Source organism: Cytophagaceae bacterium ABcell3 (assembly GCA_030913385.1).
Taxonomy (GTDB): Bacteria; Bacteroidota; Bacteroidia; order Cytophagales; family Cytophagaceae; genus ABcell3.
On the sequence record CP133159.1, the window covers coordinates 2,315,865 to 2,339,586 of the forward strand.

The 23,722-nt window shown below is 38.8% G+C and carries 16 protein-coding genes; 10 read left to right on the forward strand and 6 right to left on the reverse strand.

The window, feature by feature from the left end; translation table 11 throughout:
• Positions 1–12 precede the first annotated feature (12 nt).
• Together RCC89_09225 and RCC89_09230 are read left to right on the forward strand one after the other, a co-directional pair.
• Positions 13–3,399 (forward strand): efflux RND transporter permease subunit, encoded by a 3,387-nt coding sequence (locus RCC89_09225; protein ID WMJ73342.1) that lies wholly within the window; start codon positions 13–15, stop codon positions 3,397–3,399.
• 172 nt (positions 3,400–3,571) lie between these two features.
• Positions 3,572–4,825 carry a metallophosphoesterase gene (locus RCC89_09230; GenBank protein WMJ73343.1) on the forward strand — a complete coding sequence of 418 codons (1,254 nt, stop codon included), beginning with the start codon at positions 3,572–3,574 and terminating at the stop codon, positions 4,823–4,825.
• Between the two features lie 7 nt (positions 4,826–4,832).
• On the opposite strand, the gene RCC89_09235 is transcribed toward RCC89_09230, so the two are convergent.
• A complete protein-coding gene (locus RCC89_09235) occupies positions 4,833–5,210 on the reverse strand; it encodes a hypothetical protein (GenBank protein ID WMJ73344.1) in 378 nt (125 codons plus the stop codon).
• A gap of 10 nt (positions 5,211–5,220) precedes the next feature.
• Positions 5,221–6,564, reverse strand: a complete 1,344-nt coding sequence (locus tag RCC89_09240) for an ATP-binding protein (GenBank protein ID WMJ73345.1) — start codon at positions 6,562–6,564, stop codon at positions 5,221–5,223.
• A 247-nt stretch (positions 6,565–6,811) separates the two neighbouring features.
• On the opposite strand from RCC89_09240, the gene RCC89_09245 reads away from it, so the two are divergent.
• Together RCC89_09245 and creD are read left to right on the forward strand one after the other, a co-directional pair.
• On the forward strand, positions 6,812–7,258 hold the full coding sequence (locus RCC89_09245; protein WMJ73346.1) for a pyridoxamine 5'-phosphate oxidase family protein: 447 nt from the start codon (positions 6,812–6,814) through the stop codon (positions 7,256–7,258).
• A 4,172-nt stretch (positions 7,259–11,430) separates the two neighbouring features.
• Positions 11,431–12,768, forward strand: coding sequence for a cell envelope integrity protein CreD (creD, locus tag RCC89_09250; GenBank protein ID WMJ73347.1), 1,338 nt, complete (start codon positions 11,431–11,433; stop codon positions 12,766–12,768).
• Positions 12,769–12,793: 25 nt separating this feature from the next.
• Here the strand turns inward: creD and RCC89_09255 are convergent, their stop codons facing one another.
• The 4 genes from RCC89_09255 to RCC89_09270 form a co-directional block, all read right to left on the reverse strand.
• Complete coding sequence (locus RCC89_09255) at positions 12,794–13,858, reverse strand: PA0069 family radical SAM protein (GenBank protein ID WMJ73348.1); 1,065 nt, start codon at positions 13,856–13,858, stop codon at positions 12,794–12,796.
• Between the two features lie 62 nt (positions 13,859–13,920).
• Complete coding sequence (locus RCC89_09260; GenBank protein ID WMJ73349.1) at positions 13,921–14,505, reverse strand: DnaJ domain-containing protein; 585 nt, start codon at positions 14,503–14,505, stop codon at positions 13,921–13,923.
• 46 nt (positions 14,506–14,551) lie between these two features.
• A complete protein-coding gene (locus RCC89_09265) occupies positions 14,552–16,612 on the reverse strand; it encodes a helix-hairpin-helix domain-containing protein (GenBank protein ID WMJ73350.1) in 2,061 nt (686 codons plus the stop codon).
• Positions 16,602–17,396 carry a hypothetical protein gene (locus tag RCC89_09270; protein WMJ73351.1) on the reverse strand — a complete coding sequence of 265 codons (795 nt, stop codon included), beginning with the start codon at positions 17,394–17,396 and terminating at the stop codon, positions 16,602–16,604. Before RCC89_09270 ends, RCC89_09265 begins: the two co-directional genes overlap by 11 nt.
• A gap of 279 nt (positions 17,397–17,675) precedes the next feature.
• Between RCC89_09270 and RCC89_09275 the strand changes: the two genes are divergently transcribed.
• The 6 genes from RCC89_09275 (at position 17,676) to RCC89_09300 (ending at position 23,588) form a co-directional block, all read left to right on the forward strand.
• Entirely contained in the window at positions 17,676–18,893 is a 1,218-nt protein-coding gene (locus RCC89_09275; protein ID WMJ73352.1) for an ISL3 family transposase, read from the forward strand.
• Positions 18,894–19,019: 126 nt separating this feature from the next.
• Positions 19,020–19,403, forward strand: a complete 384-nt coding sequence (locus tag RCC89_09280; GenBank protein ID WMJ73353.1) for an energy transducer TonB — start codon at positions 19,020–19,022, stop codon at positions 19,401–19,403.
• 15 nt (positions 19,404–19,418) lie between these two features.
• Entirely contained in the window at positions 19,419–21,482 is a 2,064-nt protein-coding gene (locus RCC89_09285) for a toxin-antitoxin system YwqK family antitoxin (protein WMJ73354.1), read from the forward strand.
• Positions 21,460–22,080: a toxin-antitoxin system YwqK family antitoxin gene (locus RCC89_09290; GenBank protein ID WMJ73355.1), complete on the forward strand. Its 621-nt coding sequence runs from the start codon at positions 21,460–21,462 to the stop codon at positions 22,078–22,080. Before RCC89_09285 ends, RCC89_09290 begins: the two co-directional genes overlap by 23 nt.
• Before the next feature lie 15 nt (positions 22,081–22,095).
• Positions 22,096–23,094, forward strand: coding sequence for an RHS repeat-associated core domain-containing protein (locus tag RCC89_09295; protein WMJ73356.1), 999 nt, complete (start codon positions 22,096–22,098; stop codon positions 23,092–23,094).
• 2 nt (positions 23,095–23,096) lie between these two features.
• Positions 23,097–23,588 (forward strand): hypothetical protein, encoded by a 492-nt coding sequence (locus RCC89_09300; GenBank protein ID WMJ73357.1) that lies wholly within the window; start codon positions 23,097–23,099, stop codon positions 23,586–23,588.
• Positions 23,589–23,722 lie beyond the last annotated feature (134 nt).

Sequence of the window (23,722 nt, forward strand, 5' to 3'; positions counted from 1 at the left end):
ACCTCTGATAATATGTCTGATAAAGTAAATAAACAATTTGGGCTTACTACATGGGCGGTAAGAAACAGGACTACTGTGTTGGTGCTTACTTTTATTGTGGCACTTATGGGGGTTGTCTCTTATATTCAGTTGCCTAAGGAAAATTTCCCTGATGTTAAGATTCCAACAGTATATATCGGTACGACTTACCCTGGAAACTCCCCCAGGGATATCGAAAACTTAATTACTCGCCCTATTGAGAAAGAAGTAGGTAATATTTCTGGAATTGATAAGATAGCTTCAACCTCTTCGCAAGATTTCTCTTCTATTGTGGTGGAGTTTACCTTGGACGTGCCTGCTGAAGAAGCTTTGCGTAAAGTAAAAGATGCGGTAGATAAAGCCAAAAAAGACCTTCCTAATGATTTGGACCGGGATCCAGAAGTCAATGAGGTTGATGTGTCTGAGTTTCCGATTATGAATATTAACCTCTCAGGAGACTTTAGTAATGAAAAACTAAAGGAAATGGCTGAGCATTTGGAAGATAAAATAGAGAAGTTTCCTGAAATTTCAAAAGTTGATATCCGTGGGCTGGAAGAGAAAGAGGTTAAGATTAATGTGGATATGCACAAAATGGCTTCAAGGGAGGTCACTTTCAATGATATCGAAAACGCTATTTCGAATGAGAATATAACAATGTCTGGCGGTAGCTTTCTCTCTAATGGCGAAAGAAGGGACATTCGTGTAACGGGGGAGTTTATAGACCCCTTGGAAATGGAGAATATTATTGTTAAGGATGAAAAGCTGGATATCGTTTATCTGAGGGACATAGCAAAAGTAGAGTTTGGGTACAAAGATAAAGAAAGTTATGCCCGCTTAAACAAACAGCCAGTGGTAATGCTTGATGTGGTAAAGAAAAGTGGAGAAAACTTGATCAATGCTTCGAAGAAAATCAATGAGCTTCTTGCGCATGAACAAAAGCATTTTCTTCCGGCAGACTTGATGATTACAATTACCAACGACCAGTCGCAAAATACTGTAGATCAGGTTTCCAGTCTTGAGAATAATATCATATCAGGGGTTATATTGGTCGTATTGGTTTTACTGTTCTTTTTAGGGTCCAGAAACTCTCTTTTTGTTGGAGTGGCTATACCTTTATCCATGTTTCTATCCTTTATGATCTTGGGTCTATTGGGCATTACCATCAATATGATGGTGCTTTTTGGCTTGATTATGGCCTTGGGTATGTTGGTGGACAATGGGATTGTGGTAGTAGAAAATGTGTATCGTTTGCGTGAAGAGGGTTTAAATGCCATAGATGCGACCATTAGGGGAGTAGGAGAAGTCGCATTTCCAATTATTTCTTCTACGGCTACTACACTTGCAGCTTTTCTTCCTCTGGCTTTCTGGCCTGGGATCATGGGTGAGTTTATGAAGTTCCTCCCTGTTACACTGATTATTACCTTAGGCTCTTCCTTGTTTGTTGCCTTGGTCATTAATCCTGTGCTTGTAAGTTACTTTATGAATGTACAAGAAGAGAAGAAGGTGAATAAGCTAAGGGTATTCATAGTTTCAGGAGTTCTTGTGGCATTAGGAATCGTTTCGCTATTAAGTCAGTACATGTCTATAGGAAACCTGCTGATTATATTTGCATTGATCAACCTTGTCAATATCTTTTTATTGGGTCCATGGTCCTTGAAGTTTCAAAACTTCGTACTTCCAAAGCTGGAACGAGGTTATGAAAAATTGCTTAGTAAGGCAGTTAAAACAAACCTTAGTGCTTTTGCTTTTTTTGGCGGTACTGTTGGTCTATTAGTATTTTCCTTATGGTTGCTGAAGGTCAACTCTCCCAAAGTCTTGTTTTTCCCGGAGAACGAACCTCAATATGTCAATGTATTTATTGAGTTTCCTGTAGGTACGGATATTGAAGTGACCAATAAGTTGACTGCACAATTAGAAGACCGGGTCTTTGATATCATTGCACCTTATGAAAAAGCCGTTGAATCAGTAGTTGCTCAAGTAGGAGAGGGGACTGGTGATCCTCAAAGGGAAATGGTAGCTTCTGGAAATACCCCGCACAAAGGTCGTATTACGGTAGCGTTTCACAAGACCCAGCTCCGTGATGGTATTTCGACCACAGAAGTTATGGAGAAACTTAGGAGTGGTATTAACGACTTCCCTGGTGTTTCTTTGACTGTTGACAAAAATGCCATAGGGCCACCCGTAGGTAAGCCTATCAGTATTGAGGTCGTTGGTAGGGATCTTGAAAAACTGTATGAACTGAGCGAACAGTTAAGGGTGAAAATCAACAATTCAGGTATTAGTGGTATAGAAGCACTTTCTAACGATATGGAAGTGGGTAAGCCTGAACTGATTGTTGATATAGATCGTGAAAAGGCTCGTAGGTTTGGTGTTTCCACTGTTCAAGTGGCGTCTATTCTAAGAACGGCACTGTTTGGAAAAGAAGTTTCTAAATATAAGGAAGATGAGGACGATTTCCCTATCCAGGTCAGATTGGACGAAAAGTATCGTCATGATATAGATGCTTTGATGGAGCAACTGGTAATCTTTAGAGATCCATCTACCGGAAAAATTCATAAAGTGCCTATTTCTGCAATTGCTAAAGCCCGGTATAGCACTACTTCAGGCTCTATAAAAAGAACAAATCAACAAAGGGTGGCCAATATTACCTCTAATGTACTAGATGGTTTTAATGCAACAGAAATTAATGACCAGATTCGGGTGTTGTTATCTGATCTAAGTATTCCGGTAGGGTATGAGATTAAGTTTACTGGGCAGCAGGAAAAACAACAACAGGAAATGGAATATCTATCAGGTGCTTTGCTTTTTGCGGTATTTTTGATTTTCCTGATTATTGTGGGACAGTTTAATAAAGTGTCTGCGCCATTTATTATTATGACTTCTGTATTGTTTAGTACCATTGGGGTATTCCTTGGTTTGGTTATTTTTAATATGGAATTTGTGGTGATTATGACCATGATCGGTATTATCTCTTTGGCAGGTATTGTTGTGAACAATGCTATTGTATTGATAGACTTTATTGAGTTGATAAAGAGACAGCGGCAACAGGAGTTGGGTATTGAAGGTCGTTTGCCTATGCCTGAACTTATTAAAGTGATTGTAGATGCGGGAAAGACCAGGTTAAGACCTGTATTGCTGACTGCTATTACAACTATACTTGGACTTATACCTCTGGCTGTAGGTTTAAATATCGACTTTTTAGGTTTTCTTGAGAACTATGACCCTCAAATTTATACTGGAGGGGATAATGCAATGTTCTGGGGGCCTATGGCATGGACGATCATTTTCGGTCTGACTTTTGCTACATTCCTCACATTGGTTATCGTACCGGTTATGTATCTGTTAATAGAAAAGTTCAGATATAGGTTTATTAAAGCTTAAGGAGCAGGAGTAATTACTTCTGCTTCCTTTATTATTTTTATCACAAAACTAGTTTGTTGACCTAAATTCAGATATCCATAGGGTTTGAATGATATGTTTACAATTTTTGTAGAGGGAAGGTCGAGGTGAAATTTACTGGTTTTAGTGCACATGCAAGGTTAAATACCAAGGGATGAGAGAAGTAATTGTTTCAATGTTGTTTTTCGCCTTTTTTGGAGGCATTGATATATATGCGTTTCAGGCAGTAAGGGTAGCTTGCCAAAAGGTAGGAAAAAATAAAAAGAAAATTATATATGCTATTTACTGGTCTGTAAGCATCTTTGCCTTACTAGGGTTTCTCGGATTTATCTTTCGTATAGGTCAAGTACCGCATAGTTTTAGGGGTGTTTTCTCCGCTATCGTTCTTACTGGATACCTTACAAAATTATTTATAGCGTTTTTTGTTTTAGCGGATGATATTAGGCGGTTTACCCTGTGGGTGAAGCGTAAACTCAATACAAGTCCTGCCAAAAGTGAGGGTGGAAAAGGAACTCCTATTACCCGTTCTCAGTTTTTGGCAAAATCGGGTTTACTGGTTTCCGCTATTCCCTTTGCTTCCATGGTCAAAGGCGTTTTGCATGGCATACATGACTATCGAATCAAACGTGTAAGGCTTTCACTCCCTAACCTGCCAGACTCTTTTGTGGGCAAGACCATAGCTCAAATATCCGATATTCATAGTGGGAGTTTCTTTGGCCTAGACGAAGTCAGAAAAGGGGTACAGATGCTTATGGCGGAGAAGCCCGATGTAGTTTTTTTTACGGGCGATATTGTTAATAATAAGGCAGAAGAGCTAGATCGGTTTTTAGAGGTTTTTAGTGAAGTGAAAGCTCCTATGGGTGTTTATAGTATTTTAGGAAATCATGATTATGGTGACTATGTGAGGCATTGGACGGCTGAAGATAGGGAGAAAAATATGGTGCATATGGTCAGGAACCAGCAGGAGATGGGATGGGACTTGTTGAGGAATGAAAACCGTACATTGAAGATTGGTAATGATGAAATTGCCATAATTGGCGTGGAAAATTGGGGCAAGGGTGAACGCTGGCCAAAGTATGGAGATATGGAAAAAGCTTACAAAGGGGTAGAAGACAAACCTATTAAACTGTTGCTTTCTCACGACCCTAGTCACTGGAGCCATGAGGTGATACAGAAGTTTCCAGATATAAACGTTACCTTCTCAGGTCATACACATGGTTTTCAATTTGGTATTAGGGCGCCCGGAGTACAATGGAGTCCGGTACAGTATGTGTATGACCATTGGGCTGGTTTGTACCAGCACCAAAATCAATTTCTTTATGTCAACGTTGGCTTTGGCTTTATTGGTTTTCCTGGCAGGGTCGGTATGCCTCCTGAAATAACCCTATTTGAGCTTGCCAAGACATAAAAGCAGTTTAGTCGCAGTTTTGGGTAATCAGTAAAGCTAATTCTGCAAGCTGCATTTTTTTATCTGATTGGAACAATAAAGCCTGTTGGTCTTCTTTTTCGATATCGTTTTTAGGCTCTGCCATCGCTACCTCGTCATGGTAGTGGTGAATCATTTTTTCTAACCTTTCAAATAGGTCTTCTGGTTTGTTGATTTGTGGGAAACGCTCATTGTCTGAAAAGATATAATCACAATTACCTTTTTCATAAATAGCGAACAAAGGGCCTGCCAATTGGTCATTGATAGGTTCTAGTTCTTGCCATTTAGCTATAAATTTATGGGACTTTAATCCGGGTCTTTGAAAGGCGTCCCAAAATATTTCTTTAAACTGCTGCAAGTTGTCCATGATATGGTTTTTAAACTAAAGGAATTGAAACAGTAAATGTTGTTCCCTTCCCTTTGGTACTTTTTACATTAATAGTTCCGTTGTTTTTCTCTACAAGTTCTTTACAAATAAGTAAGCCAAGACCGGTGCCTTGTTCACCACTGGTACCTTCTGAACTATAATTTTGTCCGATGGCAAATAGTTTCGTCAGCCCATCCTCGCTAATTCCAACTCCATAGTCAGTTATGTTCACCTCAAGGTAGTTTTTATTGTTTTTTGCTGTAATATCTACTTCACTCCCTTTGTTGGAAAACTTTACAGCATTAGAGATGAGGTTTCTCAAAACAGTGAGCAGCATGTCTTTGTCTGCAAAGACTAAAGCATCTGTTGATACCTGATTATTCAGCTTGACATTTTTTTCCTCAGCTACTAACATGGTTTGTTCTGCCGCTTCTTTAGCAAGTTCTTCAAACTTAAAACTTACAGGCGAGAATTCCATGCGGTTCATTTGAAGACGAGACCAATCCAGTAAGTTTTCTACCAGCCTGTAAAGATTTTGCGTGGAACGGTTTAAGTGGTCTAATACCGTCCGTTGTTGCTCAGGAGGAACCCCTTGGCTTTCCTGAAGCATTTGGGTCAGAGCGGCAATGCCTCTTATTGGCCCTTTCAAATCATGGCTGATGATTGTGAAAAATTTGTTTTTGTTCTCATCCAGTTTTCGGAGTTCTTCTTCTGTCTTTTTTCTTTGGCGAATATCTTTCCTAAAGGACATTATAGCCAATGTGCCTAAAGCAATGGACAAGATACCAACAACAGAGAGGCTCCACATAGTAAAACGGAGAGCATTTGCTGAATGGCTTTTTCTCTTTGCAAGAAGTTCACCTTCTTCTTTTCTAATAACCTGAAAAAGCGTGTCGATCTCTTTGATCATTTGGATACCTTCTTGGATAGGGAGTAGGATTTCCTCTTTTGATAAAGCACCATTTTGCTTAGATATTGCTATGTTGTCTTTGATATTTTGTTCTTTCTGAAGTACTTTATAAGATAGAAGCGCAAATTTTTCAAGGACAGTTTCGCTGGAAATAAGTTCGCGAGTTTCATCGAGAAGGTCGCGTGTTTCTATCAGGTTTTGATTAATTTTTTCTTCTATTACAGGATTGCTGGAAATGTAAAAAGCTCTGACAGCAGATTCTGCTTTAGTTATTTTGCTCTCAATGGCCTCAAAGTTTCTTATAATCTGATAGGTTCTTTCTACGTCATCGTAGCTTTTGCTCAGGTTGTCCGATATCCTGAATGCAACCAATATAAGTATGATCAGGACGACTACCGAAGAAGCCAACGCTTTTAATATTATTTGGATATTCCTTCCCCTCATTAATTGTTGTTGTTTGTTTTTATAAAGTTCATAGCTAGGGCTTTAAAGGTACAAAAAATACCATAAAGGTTTTTTAGTGTGTAATGTTTAGTTGTTTATCTGTATATTTTTGCACTTGAACCTTTAGCTGTAGAAGCATGATTGTAATATGTCTTTTGTATAAAAATGGCGTTTCCCATCTATGAAACGCAAAAAACAAAAATCTTGTTCTTTATAAGGAAATAGTGCAGGAAAAAATTCTGGGAGTATGAATTATTGTCAAAATTACAATGTGTTTCGTGACCTGATCAAGGATATTAAAATTGCTATGCTAAGTACACAGGATCACTTGGGGTGTATTAGAAGTATACCTATGATGACAATGAAAACTGAGTGTGAAGGCGTAGTATGGTTTTTTACTAATTTTAATACAGAAAAGGTTAGTGAGATCAGGGAGAACAGGTGTGTAAATCTAGCTTATACAGATGTAGAAAGAGGTATTTACGTATCTGTTTCAGGTAAAGCTGAAATTGTTAATAATAGAAGTAAAATGCAGGAAATGTGGAAACCATGGTTAAATGAATGGATTTCTGCAGGCCTGGAAGATGAAAGTCTTGCACTATTGAAAATTCATATGGAGAAGATCGAGTACTGGAATGAGGAGGAAGGAAAAATGGTGCAGATCTGGGATCAAAGCCAGGCTGTGTATAGCTGACTAGTTTTAAAAGCTGGTCTAAAACCTAGACCAGCTTTTAATAAATTTGCAACAAAACACTCTCAGTGTTCCTGTTTTTTATTTTTTGCATACCCCAATTTTGCGAGGCATGACTGTAGAGCTGATTTCCTATCGGCTAAGCGAAGCTATAATGTAGTGCCAATTTTTTTATCGGCAGGTTATTTAGCACTTACGCTGTCAGGTCCCAAAGGACGCTGACAGGTAATAATCAAGTTTGATATTTAATACTTTCTCTCAAGCAATCAACTAACACAGTTCACCGCAATCAGATTGCCTCGGCCTTTTTTTATAGAAACTAAAGGCTGAAAATTTTAAACCAAGAATTTTACCACCACTATCTCGCGCCTCGCAATGACGGTTAGATTTTGGTTTTAGCCGCTGACACCGGCGAATATTTGCTAATTTACATTCCTGCTTTACTCCAACTGTCCCTCGATGATGCGACGTTTAAATTTAGTGCCGATTTTTTATCGGCATGAACTATATTGTTTGTTTAGGTACCTTTTACCCCAACATCGGTAGGAGGTACGACGAAGCAATCTCATCGTCAGGTTTAATATTATCACCCTAACAATCAACTAACATAGCTTACCACCAACAGATTGCCGCGGCCTTTTTTCATAGAAACTAAAGGCTGAAAGTTTTAAACCAAGAACTTTACCACCACTATCTCGCGCCTCGCAATGACGGTTAAATTTTGTTTTTCTGCTAATTACAGCCCTTAATAGTAACCTGTCATTCAGTCCCGATAGCTATCGGGAGAGGAATCTGTCAGCCGCTGACACCGGCGAATATTTGCTAATTTACATTCCTACTTTACTCCAACTGTCCCTCGATGATGCGACGTTTAAATTTAGTGCCGATTTTTTATCGGCATGAACTATATTGTTTGTTTAGGTACCTTTTACCCCAACATCGGTAGGAGGCACGACGAAGCAATCTCATCGTCAGGTTATTTAGCACTTACGCTGTCAGGTCCCGAAGGACGCTGACAGGTAATAATTAAGTTTGATAATTTAATACTTTCTCTCAAACAATCAACCAACACAGCTTACCACCAACAGATTGCCGCGGCCTTTTTTTATAGAAACTAAAGGCTTAAGTTTTAAACCAAGAACTTTACCCACCACTATCTTGCGCCTCGCAATGACGGTTACACTTTGGTTTTAGCCGCTGACACCGGCGAATATTTGCTAATTTACATTCCTACTTTACTCCAACTGTCCCTCGATGATGCGACGTTTAAATGTAGTGCCGATTTTTTATCGGCATGAACTATATTGTTTGTTTAGGTACCTTTTACCCCAACATCGGTAGGAGGCACGACGAAGCAATCTCATCGTCAGGTTATTTAGCACTTACGCTGTCAGGTCCCGAAGGACGCTGACAGGTAATAATTAAGTTTGATAATTTAATACTTTCTCTCAAACAATCAACCAACACAGCTTACCACCAACAGATTACCGCGGCCTTTTTTTATAGAAACTAAAGGCTTAAGTTTTAAACCAAGAACTTTACCCACCACTATCTTGCGCCTCGCAATGACGGTTACACTTTGGTTTTAGCCGCTGACACCGGCGAATATTGCTAATTTACATTCCTGCTTTACTCCAACAGCCCCCCGATGATGCGACGTTTAAATGTAGTGCCGATTTTTTATCGGCATGAACTATATTGTTTGTTTAGGTACCTTTTACCCCAACATCGGTAGGAGGCACGACGAAGCAATCTCATCGTCAGGTTATTTAGCACTTACGCTGTCAGGTCCCGAAGGACGCTGACAGGTAATAATCAAGTTTGATAATTTAATACTTTCTCTCAAGCAAAAAAACAGCACAGTTCACCGCAATCAGATTGCCGCGGCCATTTTTCATAGAAACTAAAGGTTGAAATTTTTAAACCAAGAACTTTACCCACCACTATCTTGCGCCTCGCAATGACGGTTAGATTTTGGTTTCTGCTAATTACAGCTTTGATAATAACCTGTCATTTCGAGGAACGAGGGATCTGTTAGCCGTTGGCACCTACCATTGTAGTAGGAGCAGATAAAGACATTCATGCTGATACCCCAAACAGATCCTTCCTTCGTCAGGATGACAGGTAGAAGTGTTAAGGGCAGAGGGTAATATTAGCATTGGTATCATTACTGGTCAATTAAACAACCATCCCTTTTTAACTCCAACAGACCCCGCAACATGTGCGCGGAGACAGCTATAGTGTTTACTTTTAGAGCTTAAAACACCATCCTAAAAACTAACACCCAAAGCCAGCGATAACCTCCAAACCGGTAAGAGCCGAATAGTAGACAAAAAGGTTAAACTCCATAATCAGCAGTCCGGTAGCTACTAAGGGTGGGAGGGGACTCTATGGCTGGCGTGGGCATATTGCGGCTTGTGGGGTGCCGGATTTTTAAAAATGCCGCCATAAAATACTGCCTTTGACAATGAATCGTCAGTTAAGGCATTTTTTCTGGCAGGGAGGGACTGTGCGTTTAGTGCGTGGCAATATGCCTTTCAGCCATAGTGTCTTTTTTTGGTTACCTTTTTTGGACAAGCAAAAAAGGTAAGAAAAAGTGGAGAATGAGCTTTAGGTGACATTAGCTCATTAAGTTTTTTAAAGATATATTGGTGATGTGGTTATTTAATAAGTCGATGGTGTTCTCACCGTCAGGTCTGGTATATAACACCTACTATTACAACTCACCCAACCACGTCACCGGTAGGAGGCACGACGAAGCTATCTCATCGTCAGGTTATTTAGCACTTACGCTGTCAGGTCCCGAAGGACGCTGACAGGTAATAATTAAGTTTGATAATTTAATACTTTCTCTCAAACAATCAACCAACACAGCTTACCACCAACAGATTGCCGCGGCCTTTTTTTATAGAAACTAAAGGCTTAAGTTTTAAACCAAGAACTTTACCCACCACTATCTTGTGCCTCGCAATGACGGTTAAATTTTGTTTTTCTGCTAATTACAACCTTCATAATAACCTGTCATCCCGAGGAACGAGGGATCTGTTAGCCGTTGGCACCGGCGAATATTTGCTAATTTACATTCCTGCTTTACTCCAACTGTCCCTCGATGATGCGACGTTTAAATGTAGTGCCGATTTTTTATCGGCATGAACTATATTGTTTGTTTAGGTACCTTTTACCCCAACATCGGTAGGAGGCACGACGAAGCAATCTCATCGTCAGGTTTAATATTATCACCCTAACAATCAACTAGCATAGCTTACCACCAACAGATTGCCGCGGCCTTTTTTTATAGAAACTAAAGGCTTAAGTTTTAAACCAAGAACTTTACCCACCACTATCTTGTGCCTCGCAATGACGGTTAAATTTTGTTTTTCTGCTAATTACAACCTTCATAATAACCTGTCATCCCGAGGAACGAGGGATCTGTTAGCCGTTGGCACCGGCGAATATTTGCTAATTTACATTCCTGCTTTACTCCAACTGTCCCTCGATGATGCGACGTTTAAATGTAGTGCCGATTTTTTATCGGCATGAACTATATTGTTTGTTTAGGTACCTTTTACCCCAACATCGGTAGGAGGCACGACGAAGCAATCTCATCGTCAGGTTTAATATTATCACCCTAACAATCAACTAGCATAGCTTACCACCAACAGATTGCCGCGGCCTTTTTTCATAGAAACTAAAGGCTTAAGTTTTAAATCAAGAACTTTACCCACCACTATCTTGCGCCTCGCAATGACGGTTAAATTTTGGTTTCTGCTAATTACAACCTTAATAATAACCTGTCATCCCGAGGAACGAGGGATCTGTTAGTCGCTGGCACCGGCGAATATTTGCTAATTTACATTCCTGCTTTACTCCAACAGCCCCCCGATGATGGGACGTTTAAATGTAGTGCCGATTTTTTATCGGCATGGTCTGTATCGTTAACACTTACGCTGTCAGGACCAAAGGACGCTGACAGGTAATTTTTCTGTAAAACGGTACATGCTACTTTACCGGAACTTGTTCCGGCATCTGTTTGAAATAATTAATATGTAATTTTTTTGTTTTTAAACCTTTACATGCTGTTTGTAATCAACTTTTTTATATAACTTGTCGTAAAAGTATATCTGCTGACCAACAGAAGGGCTGAAAAAAAACTGCACAAGTACTCTTTTAAGGATATGAAAAACCTAAAAAACAATATTTATTTAAAGCTTTTAGCAATAGTAGTCATTACCTTGTTGTTGTTGATCCCAACTTCCATGATAAAAAGCTTGATTGTGGAGCGGGAAATGACCCAGCGGGACGCGATCAGTGAGGTAAGCTCAAAATGGGCTAGGGGACAAACGATTTCAGGGCCTTTAGTTTCTATCCCTTATTATAGATATGTGAAAAGGTATTCTAAAAAAGACTCTGTAGATAAAGTGGTGCAAGTGAAAGAGTATTTGCACCTGTTGCCAAACAAACTCAATATTTCGGGAGATATTAGCCCTGAAAAAAGGTACAGAGGAATATATGAAATTGTCGTGTATAATTCTCAGGTGGAAATATCTGGGGTTTTTGATGCTATAGACCTTAATGCTTATGATATCAAGGTAGAAGATGTTTTATTTGATAAGGCAGAGTTTGTTGTGGGTATTAGTGACTTACGAGGTATTGAGAAACAGGTGGAACTGGACTGGAACAATGATAAGGTTCTTTTCAATCCTGGTGTTTCATCCAATGATGTTGTGAAAAATGGTATAAATGCACAGCTTAAGTTAAACAACAATGATAGTTTGAATTATGCATTTAGCATGAACCTTGAATTGAAAGGCAGTCAATTGCTTTACTTTACCCCTGTTGGCAAAGTGACAGATATAAACTTTTCTTCTATTTGGAATAATCCCAGTTTTAATGGAGCCTTTCTTCCGGACAACCGTGAAGTGTCAGAAAATGGGTTTAAAGCACATTGGAACGTATTGCATCTGAACAGGAATTTTCCGCAATCATGGACTGGCAATACCCATTCCATCAATGGGTCTTCTTTTGGAATAGACCTCCTGCTGCCAGTAGATAACTACCAAAAATCTTTTCGATCTATTAAGTATGCTATTTTATTTATCACATTTACTTTCTTAGTCTTCTTTTTTATTGAAGTGATGAATAAAATTTTTATCCATCCGATACAGTACATTCTTGTAGGTATTGCGTTGGTTGTTTTCTATACATTATTATTATCTATATCTGAGCATGTAGAGTACAATTTAGCATTTATAATTTCAGCTTTTTCAACATTGTTGTTGGTTTCAGGCTATGTAAAAGCCATTCTGAAGTCAAAGAAGTTGACAATACTTATTTCTGGTATTCTAACCGTCCTTTATGCCTTTATTTTTGTATTGATTCAGCTTCAGGATTATGCTTTGTTAATTGGAAGTATAGGAGTATTTGTTATCCTTGGACTTGTAATGTATTACTCCCGTCAAATTGACTGGTATAGTTTAAGCCTTCAAGACAAAGAAGGTGGAAGGGGGATATGATGTACATTAGACAGGAGTGGGTCTTTCAGAACATAGATAGCTGGCTCCCATTTCTAGGTGTAAACAAGGAGAGATTTAGGGGTTTCAGTGTTTTGTTGTTGAGGTATTTCTTGCAGGACAGTCTGAATAGGTCCCGTATGGCTTCCGCTACTTTCCCTTCACCAGACATGCGGATGCCAAAGCGGCTATCGTTAAGTTTACCGTTGTGGCAAGCGGCAATTTGGTTCAGGACTTTATCTGCTTTTTCTGGAAATTCCCGGTGTATCCATTCTTTAAATAACTGGTCTAACGTGCCATTCAGTCTTGTGATGATATAAGAAGCGGAAACAGCGCCGGCTTCAGACGCAGCCTTTATCAGTGCCGGTATCTCATGGTCCGTAAGGCCTGGTACAATTGGCGCGGTCATTACGTTGACAGGGATACCTACATTAGATAAGGCTTCTACAGTTTTCAGACGATTGGTAGCTGTAGATGTTCTAGGCTCTAGTTTTTGCCTGACTTTTTCTTCAAGTGTAGTTATTGAAACATTTACATGGACTAAGTCGAGTTTATTTAGTTCAGCCAATAGATCAAGGTCTCTAAGTATGAGCGAGTTTTTGGTAATTATTGCAACTGGATGTTTATATTTTAGAAATACCTCAAGTATTTTTCTAGTGAGTTCAAACTTTCTTTCAGCAGGTTGGTAACAATCTGTGTTTCCGGAAATGGTAATTGGGGTAGCTGTCCATTTGGGTTTGTTCAGGAAAGCTTCTAATAACTCAGGAGCATTTTTCTTTACAATGATCTTTCGCTCAAAATCCAAACCTGCACTATATCCCCAATACTCATGAGAGTTTCTTGCATAGCAATAAATGCAACCATGCTCACAGCCTTGGTACGCATTTAGTGAATAAGCCAGGCCTACATCAGGGCTGTTGACTTTGTGTACGATGGTAGCAGGGGTTTCTGTGAGATATTGGGTGTTTTCGTTTGAATAAAAAGGCTCGTCTATACCTTCTATATGATCAAAAGCATAGTTTTTTGAGGAAAATTTGTTGGGTGAATTATATCCTGCAGCCCTTCCTTTTATGTTTTTCTTGTGTTCATGCATGCAGAATGAGTAACGGTATTTGTAAAAATATATTCGGCTTTTACTAAGATTTACACCCTTGTTTATTCAAACATTTCTTTATATTTATTGAACCATTCATAAGTCCTTAGCAATAGGAATATGCTCCCTGTTATAAATGGAATAAGAAAAAAGATGACCACAGGGTGTATAAATATCACCATAGCCAGACATCCAGCTATGATCAAAACACTAAATAACCAACTCAATGCTACTGATGCGTAAAGGCCGATCTTTGCGGGGTAAAACCACATAGAGTTTTGCAGTTTCTTTTTGGTTCTTTGAAACTTTTCTTCGGCTCGTTTTTGGGCTTGAAATGCCTCCCAGGCACGTTTTCTTTTAGCAGCCTCCCCTTCAATGTTAATTCTTGTAAAAGGGTTTTTGTAGCGGCTAAAATCATATTGTGCTGGTGCGGTTGTGTTTGTTTCGCTAAAGTAGCGCTGGTTTTTTTTTAAGTGAAGCAGTGAATCATAGGCACGTTTGACCATCAGGAATTTTTCCCTTGCGTCCGGAGAGTCGTTTACATCAGGGTGGTACGCTTTGGCTTTTTTTCTATAAGCTTTTCGAATCTCTTCTTCTGATGCTCCGGGCGTTAAGTTCAGTATGTTATAAGACTGAAATTCCTGCATGCTGTCTTTATCCTCTATATAACTTTTATAGCGTGAAAATTGATTACTAAAAATTATATATGAACTGAACAGTAATATCTGTCCTTCTGTTTCCTTCTATCTGCTGGAGACCGCTGCTAATTCGGTTTCGGTCTCTGTATAAGGTTCTTGCATATCTTATCCAAAGATCATTATTCTTCCAGAGCCTGATTCTGCTCATCAAGTACTTTCTTACGCCCCGGCCATGGTAAGCCGGAAAAGAGAATGCATAAAGCACATTTCTTTCAAAAACGTATAAGCGGCTGTTGAAATCGTCTGTGTCGAATACTGCAAACCTAGAGCTGAAACGTACTTTGTGCAAATTTAAATTAAAATCTTGGATTATGGCATATCCTTGACTAATATAGTCCAGTTGTTCATACCTGCTCACTTGAACCCTGCTTCTGAGGTGTAGGACAGCGTTGGGGTTAAAATCAGCATTGATCAAAAAATTACTCCTTAGCACCGGCGCAGGTGCGTTGACATGGTAAAGGTCATTGTTGTGCAGGTTTCTGTCTTTGGTCTCACTTCTGTACTGAATTAACAGTGATGCTTGTTTTGAGGGTTTAAATTCTGCGCGCAGAAAATATTCATGGCCACCAGATGGACTATTTACCAGGTAGCGCATCCATGGAAACCTGAAATGGTCATAAAAAGCGCTGAACGTCCATTCCTGAAATGGTCGCCAGGACATGCCCCAATACATACCTATTTCGTTAATGTTGCGTGTGTTTTCGCCGAAAGCATTGCCATAGAAGCTATGGAAATTTTCTTCATACCTTCGTCCGACCATTGAAAAATCAATCTTTGGCGTCAGGCTGGCAATCATACCTTGAATGGTACCTGTGCCTCCACTGGCTGACTTGGCTATTTCTCCAAAAAAGTTAAAGTTTTGAATAAGGTAGCGGTAATCCATACTTGCGACAAAGTTCTCAGTTCCATTGAACTCATGCGCCCTAAAAGGTGCTGCATCTCTTTTGATAGGGACACTATAATGGTTGGCAACGGCTGTAGCCCCTATGTGCAACCTTTGGGACTTGTTCTTCCAGCTGACATTTCCGCCATAAGCTTTCTCCTGCACGGTTTTACGGTTCGCCTTTTCAGTCATTGTTCGATGAAAGCCACTGGTGCTGATGGTTTGTATGTAGCTTCCTTCTTCGGAGTCTCTTAGACGGCCATTGACAAACTGGTTAGAGTAAAACACGGTCAGATCAACTGGCCCTGTTTCAATAGTGGTAGAAATTCCTCTGAAAAAGCCAAACTCCTGCACAGACGAGTGCGGTCTTAGTCCAAGGTTGCTTCTTCTGGCAGTAAGTACCGTTTCTCCTCCTTTGCCAATATTAAAACCGGAGGAAAGGGTTAGGCCTTGTCCAAACTGGTGTTGAAAATCTCCAATACATAAAGATTTTATTTTCCCTTTGTTGAAAATGGCAAAATGGTAAGAAATAAAATCGAAGCCATACCAGTTGCCCGAAGGGTCCCACTTGAATGGTTCTCCAGGATCTTTTTCTAGTGTGAAACCCATGCTAAAATCACCTGGTCTACTGTTCCGAAACCTGCTGACAGTCCGCCAAGGGCTTCCTGTATATGCAGATATGCCTTCTTCGTTTTTTATATAGCCTCGTTGGTGCTCCAAAGTCCTGCTGTTCATTATTAAAAAATAGCTATTGTCAAATTCTGACATTCTTTTGGCGAGCCCTTTAAAGCTATTTTTCAAACTGCCTTGAACAGTGATAAATGGCAGCAATTGCTTTATGGTTCTTATGTCAAGCCCAGGTACCGCCTGTAGTTCGTATATTTCTAAAAAAGGCCCCAGTTTTTCTCTGTACAAGATAAAATTATTGAGCTGATATTCCTTGAGAATAAATAGCGAAGCAAGTTCTTCTCTTTGTGCTGTGTTGATATCCAGAGGGTTTAAATAATATTGGTAAAGAGATTCATAAAGAATTTCATAATCTAAGTCTTCGTTTTGGTTTCCAAAAATATTTAGTATAAAGGCATCTATGTCAAAATCTTCAAGAGACGTTTGGCTCAAAACAGGAGGGTGTATAAAAAGCAAAAGTATCAGTATTAGAACTTTAACTTTCATGACGACGCTTAAACTTTTTGACCAATGATAGTTGCTGGAGGAACCCTAGTTGGTAATGCATGCCAATGGCATAGTCAATAAAAAGACTGTTCCTGTGGAAGCCTACACCAATGGTATTGATAAAAGGGTTGGTAGAGAAGCCTGTGCGTGCTACGAAATGCTCTACCATTTGGTATTCTATTCCTGCACGGAAAACCGGCTTATGGTCCAGGTCTTTGAGCGTTTCAATGTTGATTATAACCTTTTTGTCTGCTTGCCAGGAAATGCCAGCTTTCATTATGGTTGGTATACGCTCGTCTTGAAATTCATCCACCCTTGCTTGGTTTAAGTTGTAGATATGGGCGCCTATTTTTACTTCAGGAATTAGTTCCATAATACCACCCATTTCAAAGACCAAAAATCTGCCTGTTCCAAACTCGGAAACATTGTACTGTAGGTAGTTGATTTTTACCCCTAGGTTTACTTTGTCAATACTATGGGCATAGCCAATCCCAAGGTTTTGGATGTTAAATACATCGTCGCCGAATCGGTGGGCGCTAATGGCTGGCGTTCCCCAATGCCTTGGCAATGCCAGAGACATACCTGATGTATTGAAGGCATTTAAAGAAAAGCGGTGTTCATAGCCCGCAAAGGCTTGTATAGATTTTAAGTTAGCAGTTCCGGCTATGTTATTAAACACAGCAGCAGCGTCTTCATGGGTTACAGAAGTAAAACCCATGCCTGCAGCTCTGGCACCACTTAGCCGCTCTCCTCCACCTTGTGCGTAGAGCTGTAAGTAAGACAAAAAAAATAGTCCTAATATTAAAAAAAGTCGGATATACATAAGTCCTGGGTTGTTGTTTGAACTTATTTCTTCCATTAAAAAAAAATGTGATGCTAATTTATTGACACATAAGGTTTAAGTCAATAGTTTTCTATAAAATTCATGTCCTTTTTTTGAAAAATGAAATGTAGTATGCCAACGGAAGATATTTTTTTGCAAAATTTTATGCATTATCCAGCATTTTTCTGGGTCTATATGATTTACTGTGGAAAGGTGATATAATGTAGTTATTTTTACAAAATGAACAGTATCGAAATATTTCAATTGGCTTTGCAGTTAACAAAGCCTTGGTCGGTAACCGATGTTAGGTTTCAGGAAGCATCCAATGGTAAACAAGAACTTCATATAACCATTAGCTTTGAGCGTGGTTTCGTATTTGAACCAGAAAGTAAAGTTCATGATACTCAATATAGGACTTGGCGTCACCTCAATTTTTTTGAACATGAATGTTATCTTCATTGCAAAGTCCCTCGAATCAAAACAACGGATGGAAAGGTAAAAACCGTGGAAGTGCCGTGGGCTAGAAAAGGAAGTGGTTTTACTTTGTTGTTTGAGGCTTTTAGCATGGCTTTGATTGAGCGAGAGATGCCCGTGAACAAAGCAGCTGATTTAGTGAATGAGTACCCACAGCGCATATGGAATATATTTAACTACTGGATACAAATTGCCTATCGGGCAGATGATCAAAGCTCGGTGACCCAATTGGGTATTGATGAGACTTCTGTAAGAAAAGGACATGATTATGTGACCGTAGCAGCAGATTTGGCTACTCGCCGTGTGATTCATGTTACTCCAGGCAAGGATCGGCACACTATCGGAAGAATTAAAGACCATTTAAAAGCAAAGGGTGTTGAACATCTGTCAATTACCGACGCATGCATTGATATGTCTACAGGTTTTATCGCAGGCATGCTCGAACATTTTCCTAACACCTCGGTAACATTTGATAAATTTCATGTAGTCAAACTGCTTAATGAAGCTATGGACGATGTACGTAAGCGAGAAGTCCGAGAACACTCAATACTTAAAGGACACAAATACACGCTATTAAAGTCCACACACAAACTTAGCGCTAAACAGAAGCAGGACCGGCAGGTACTTATTGAACTGTTACCAACTATTGGGAAGGCTTATCGGTTAAAGACCTTATTTCAGAGCTTTTGGGAGTTTAAAACAAAAGAAGAGGGCTCTGCTTTCTTGGCTTACTGGTGTGACCTTGTTGAAGAGGAAGGCTTGTATGCCTTCAAGAAGTTTGTAAACACAATAAAGTCCCACTGGCAAGGAATTACCAATTATGTCGAGTCCCAGATTGCCAATGGTGTCATGGAAGGGATTAACAGCAAAATACAACTAGCTAAAAGAAGAGCTCGTGGATATCGGAATATTACAAATTTTATCAACATGATTTACTTTATTTCCTCTAAATTGAAATTCAATTACCCACAGTATTCCACATAGGGCCATTTTTCTTTATTCTTCGTAAAAATAGAGTGTAAACCTTGTCATTGGTAAATTATAGGTAATGAGGTAACTTTATACTTTGTAAATTGTGAAGACGTTAGAAACACAAAATCTGGTTTGACTATGAATAAATTAGTCCTTTTGTTTTTGCTTGTGATATTTTCAGGAATGGAGCTTTTGGCTCAGGAAGAGAAAGATATGAAAGTAGAGCAAACACAATCTGCTTATTATCCTGATGGAGAAGAAGCATTGATAAATCATATTTTTTATGGGATCAAGTACTCTGATGAGGCAAAGGAGTCTAAAGCTCAAGGCAATGTCGCTGTGGTGTTTGTCGTAAATCCAGATAGTACCTTATCTAATTTTCGGATTGTGCGAGACCCTGGTTTTGGTATAGCTGAGAATGTAAAGGAAATCCTTGAAATGGTAAAATACGTGCCTGCATTGGAAAATGGTACTGCTGTAAAATCACAAGTAATGTTAAATATCCCAGTTAGAGCTCATTAAATAAAAAAATATTATATGAAAAGTATAGTTTTTGCTTTTTGTTTACTTCCTTTTCTGGTTTCGGCGCAGATGCAGCAGGATTATTATAATAATAATGTGTTGGCAGCAGAGGGTAATGTGAAAGATGGACTAAAAAATGGTCCTTGGAAATACTTTGACATTCACGGAAACCTTAGCTCAGAAGGAAGCTACCTCAACGATTTGGAAGATGGTGAATGGAAGGAGTATTTTGAAAATGGAGATGTGTCGCTACAGGCGGAATATAAAGAAGGTAAAGAACACGGCCATTGGAAGGAGTTCTTTGTAAATGGCCAGACACGGGTAGATGGTTATTTTGAGGAAGGAAAAAGAAACGGTGCCTGGAAGGAGTTTTATTCTAATGGGCAAATTGCTATTGATGGGACTTTTGAAAATGAAGAAAAGGTAGGTAAATGGAAAGAGTACTGGTCCAACGGGCAAGTTAAAATAAACGGACATTTTGAGAACGGAAAGCGTGAAGGGGAGTGGAAAGAATATTATGAAAATGGTAACCTATATTTTGAGTCTATATATAAGAATGACCTTCCAAATGCAATGACTAAAAAGTATTTTCCTAATGGGCAATTGCAAAGAGAAGGTGCTTATATAGAAGGTGTAGAAGATGGTAAATGGATTGAGTATTTTCGCAATGGAAAGGTCTATACCAAAGGGGAATTTAAAGAAGGAGAAGAAGTAGGGGTTTGGACAGAGTATTATGATAACGGTAACAAAAAAGCTGTTGGAGAATATAAAAGCAATGCCATGCATGGAGAATGGCAGTTTTTTTATGACAATGGCGAACCAAAAAACAAGGAAGTTTGGGAGAAAGGAAAGCTTTTGAGTGTAACCTCGTACTTAAACTTGAAAGGAATGCCGATCGAAGCCGGTACTTTGGAGGATGGAAACGGACTGCGCAAAGTGTATGATAACAGAAGTCGTTTGGTTTCTGAAATTACCTATGCAGACGGTATACCGCATGGTCCGGCCAAGTCTTACTACACAACCAACCGAAAGGTTAAGTCTGAGCTTACTTTTAAAGAAGGTAAGGAGCATGGTCTTATGAAAGAGTATCATAGGAACGGGAAACTTGCTGCGGAAACTAATTATGTAAACGGTAAAGAACACGGCCCTTATAAAGAATATTATTCTGATGGTAAAATCCAGATAGAAGGCTTTTATAATGAAGGAGAAGAGGACAGCCTTTGGGTAGAATACCATAAAAATGGGAAAGTATTGAGCGAAGGCTATTACAAGAACGGTTACCCTGATGGCGAATGGACTGAGTATTGGAATAACGACTCCATAGCCGCCCATGGTTTTTATAAAGATGGTAAGCAAGAAGGACTTTGGAAAGAATTCTATATTGATGGCATACCGTCCAGCGAGGGTGTTTTTGTTAAAGGCTTGAAAGAAGGCGAATGGAAGAGCTGGCACGAAAACGGGAAAGTGGCCATGGAAGGTTTTTTTATAGAAGGGCTAGAAGATGGATATTGGAAAATTTATCATGAAAATGGCAAGCTCGAATCGGAAGGCAATTTTGCGGCAGGGGAGGAAAATGGTGTATGGAAGGAATACCATGACAATGGTGTGCTAGCAGCTACAGGAAAATACAATATGGGCAAAGAAGATGGCAAGTGGGTTTACTACTATCCTAATGAAAAGAAAAAGCAGGAAGAAGTGTATGAAAATGGCCGTTTGATCAATGTTCTTAATGTTTGGTCGCCAGAAGGTAAAGTGATGTTGAAAGGGAGCTTTCAAGACGGAAATGGCATGTTGAAGAATTATGATGATTATGGAAACCTATCTGCTGAAGGCCCTTTTAAAGATGGACTCCCTCATGGAAAATGGAAGTATTACCATGAAAATGGAAAAATTAGTGGAGAGGGGCCTATGGAAGAGGGGAAAAGAGAAGGATATTGGAAGTTTTACTTTGATACCGGCAAGAAAGAAGCAGAAGGAAACTATGCAGATGATAAAATGACCGGAACTTGGAAAATTTACTCACAAGGTAAATTAAAAGAAATTAAACAGTTTGACGATGAAGAAGAGTCTGATTTTTAGTGTCTTTATTTTTCTTTGTTTCACAAGCCTGGCGCAGGAAGTTGTTAAAACCCACTATGACAACGGTACTGTTAAGGAAGAAGGGGTGCTTATAGATGGTGAGAGGGACGGGCTTTGGAAATTTTATTTTCCAGACGGCTCTTTAAATATGGAAGAAACTTATGATTCGGGTGAACTGCATGGGAAAGTTAAAACCTGGGACATAGATGGGAACCTTGTGTCTGTAGGAATGTGGAAAAACGGACTGGAAGAAGACTCCTCTTTTATTTATTATCCAAACGGCAATATAAAAAGAGAAGGTGTTTTTGAAAAAGGCTTATATGAGGGTGAGTGGGTTAACTATTATGAGAATGGAGCCATTAAATCAAAAGGGAATTATGTCTTAGGCAAACCAGATGGACGGTGGTTTTTCTATACAGCCAAAGGAAAACTGTCTTACGAGGGACATTACAAAAGAGGGGTAGAGGAAGGACTTTGGAAGGAGTACGATGAGAAAGGACGATTGTATATGGAAGGTGAAATGAAAGAAGGAGAGCGGGTAGGGGAGTGGAAGGTTTTTAAAGCCAATGGAAAGGTAAAAAGTACGGTGGAGTATTAGTAGATCGTAGTTGTGATGGCGGGGTGTTATAGGTATGGGTATAACGGTAAGGAGCTAGACACTGAAGGAATGGGCGGCGGCGGAGCTACTTATGACTACGGGTTTAGGATATATAACCCACAGATAGGTAAGTTTTTGAGTGTGGATCCTTTAATGGCCTATTTCCCAATGTTAACACCTTATCAATATGCCTCTAATACACCTATTAAATCAATTGATTTAGATGGACTGGAATCTTTAGACTACAGAGAGGGCGATGAATTTGTGTGGAGAAGCGCTGGCATAGGAAAAGTTCAATTAATTACTCCTGATACTTATGGTCTTGAAAAGAATACTCCTGAGTGGAAACAATATGTAGCCGCATTTTATCAGTTTCATCTCCATAATGCTTCTGCAGGAGAAACTCTTGATCTTTTATCTGAAAAATATGGGGTATCTAAAAATCAAATTAAACAATTTAATCCTGGTATTGATAATAATTTAGCTAATGGACAGTGTATTGTGATTCCTCCAACACCAGAGGATATAGAAACTTTACTTAATGATAAAGACGTGACAAATTATTATACCAATCTTCATCGGATGAAGTTCATAAAAGCTAATATGTCACACGTCCTTGAAAAAATGATTGCTAACAATTCTGCTTTATTGCAAATTGAAGAAAGGAAGAGATATATAATACAAGCAGCTTCTGCAGATGTTGGATTATCCCTGACTCCTGGGATTGGGCAGGTGAAATCTATAATTGAAATTTACATTGGAAAAAATGTCACATACTATGTTGCATTCGAAGTATTAAAAGGTGAAAAGGTAGACGAGTTTAGTAATTTGGATTACTTTCAAAATACTTTAGATGTATTGCTGCCTGGTGTTAAGGCTTTAAGTACAGCAGGAAAATTAATTAAACTGGAAAACTCTACAATTCAATTAATTGAGGTGTCAGGAAACGTGAACTCTGTCATTAATGTAAGTAGGGGAGCAAATAGTACTATAGAAGAGAAAAAAAGTAAATAAAAATGGAATTAAAGGTAATTGAGGTTAAACGCACTTTAGGTTTTATTATTTTTGGGTATTTTAAAAAAATATATCTAATTTCTTTTTTTATCATTTCTGGTATTTTGTTTTTTTTTGATCATTTAGATGGGGCAATTTATTTTAAAATAAACCTTTCTATTATCTTGGTTTTGCTAGTCTTAGTTTTTGTTATTAAAGAGTATAAAGAAGTAGGGAAACTTACTTTTGATGAAAAGTTTGTATATTTGGATCATTTAAATACCAAATTAAGTTTCAAGGATTTATCAAGTTTTAATTTTTTTATTGAAGGGTATAGAGGTCAAATGAAAATTGTCGGAACTCGAATTTTTATCAGTAATGGAGCTAATAATTATATTCGGTTCGAGTTAAGAAACTCTCAAAAGCTAAAATTTTATTTCTTATTAGAAAGTAAGGATGATTTTAATAAGTGTCAAATTGAAAAATTAAAACTTATCAGAAAAATTAATAGCTGATTCAAGGGTTAGTAATTCCCTCTGGTCTAAGATTAGCGAAAGCGTATCTTAGACCTAAAACATTGCAAGTTTGCATCTTGCGTAACGGGAGTTGAGAAAAAAGAAAATGAAAACCGGGAGGTCTTTTTGAGAGG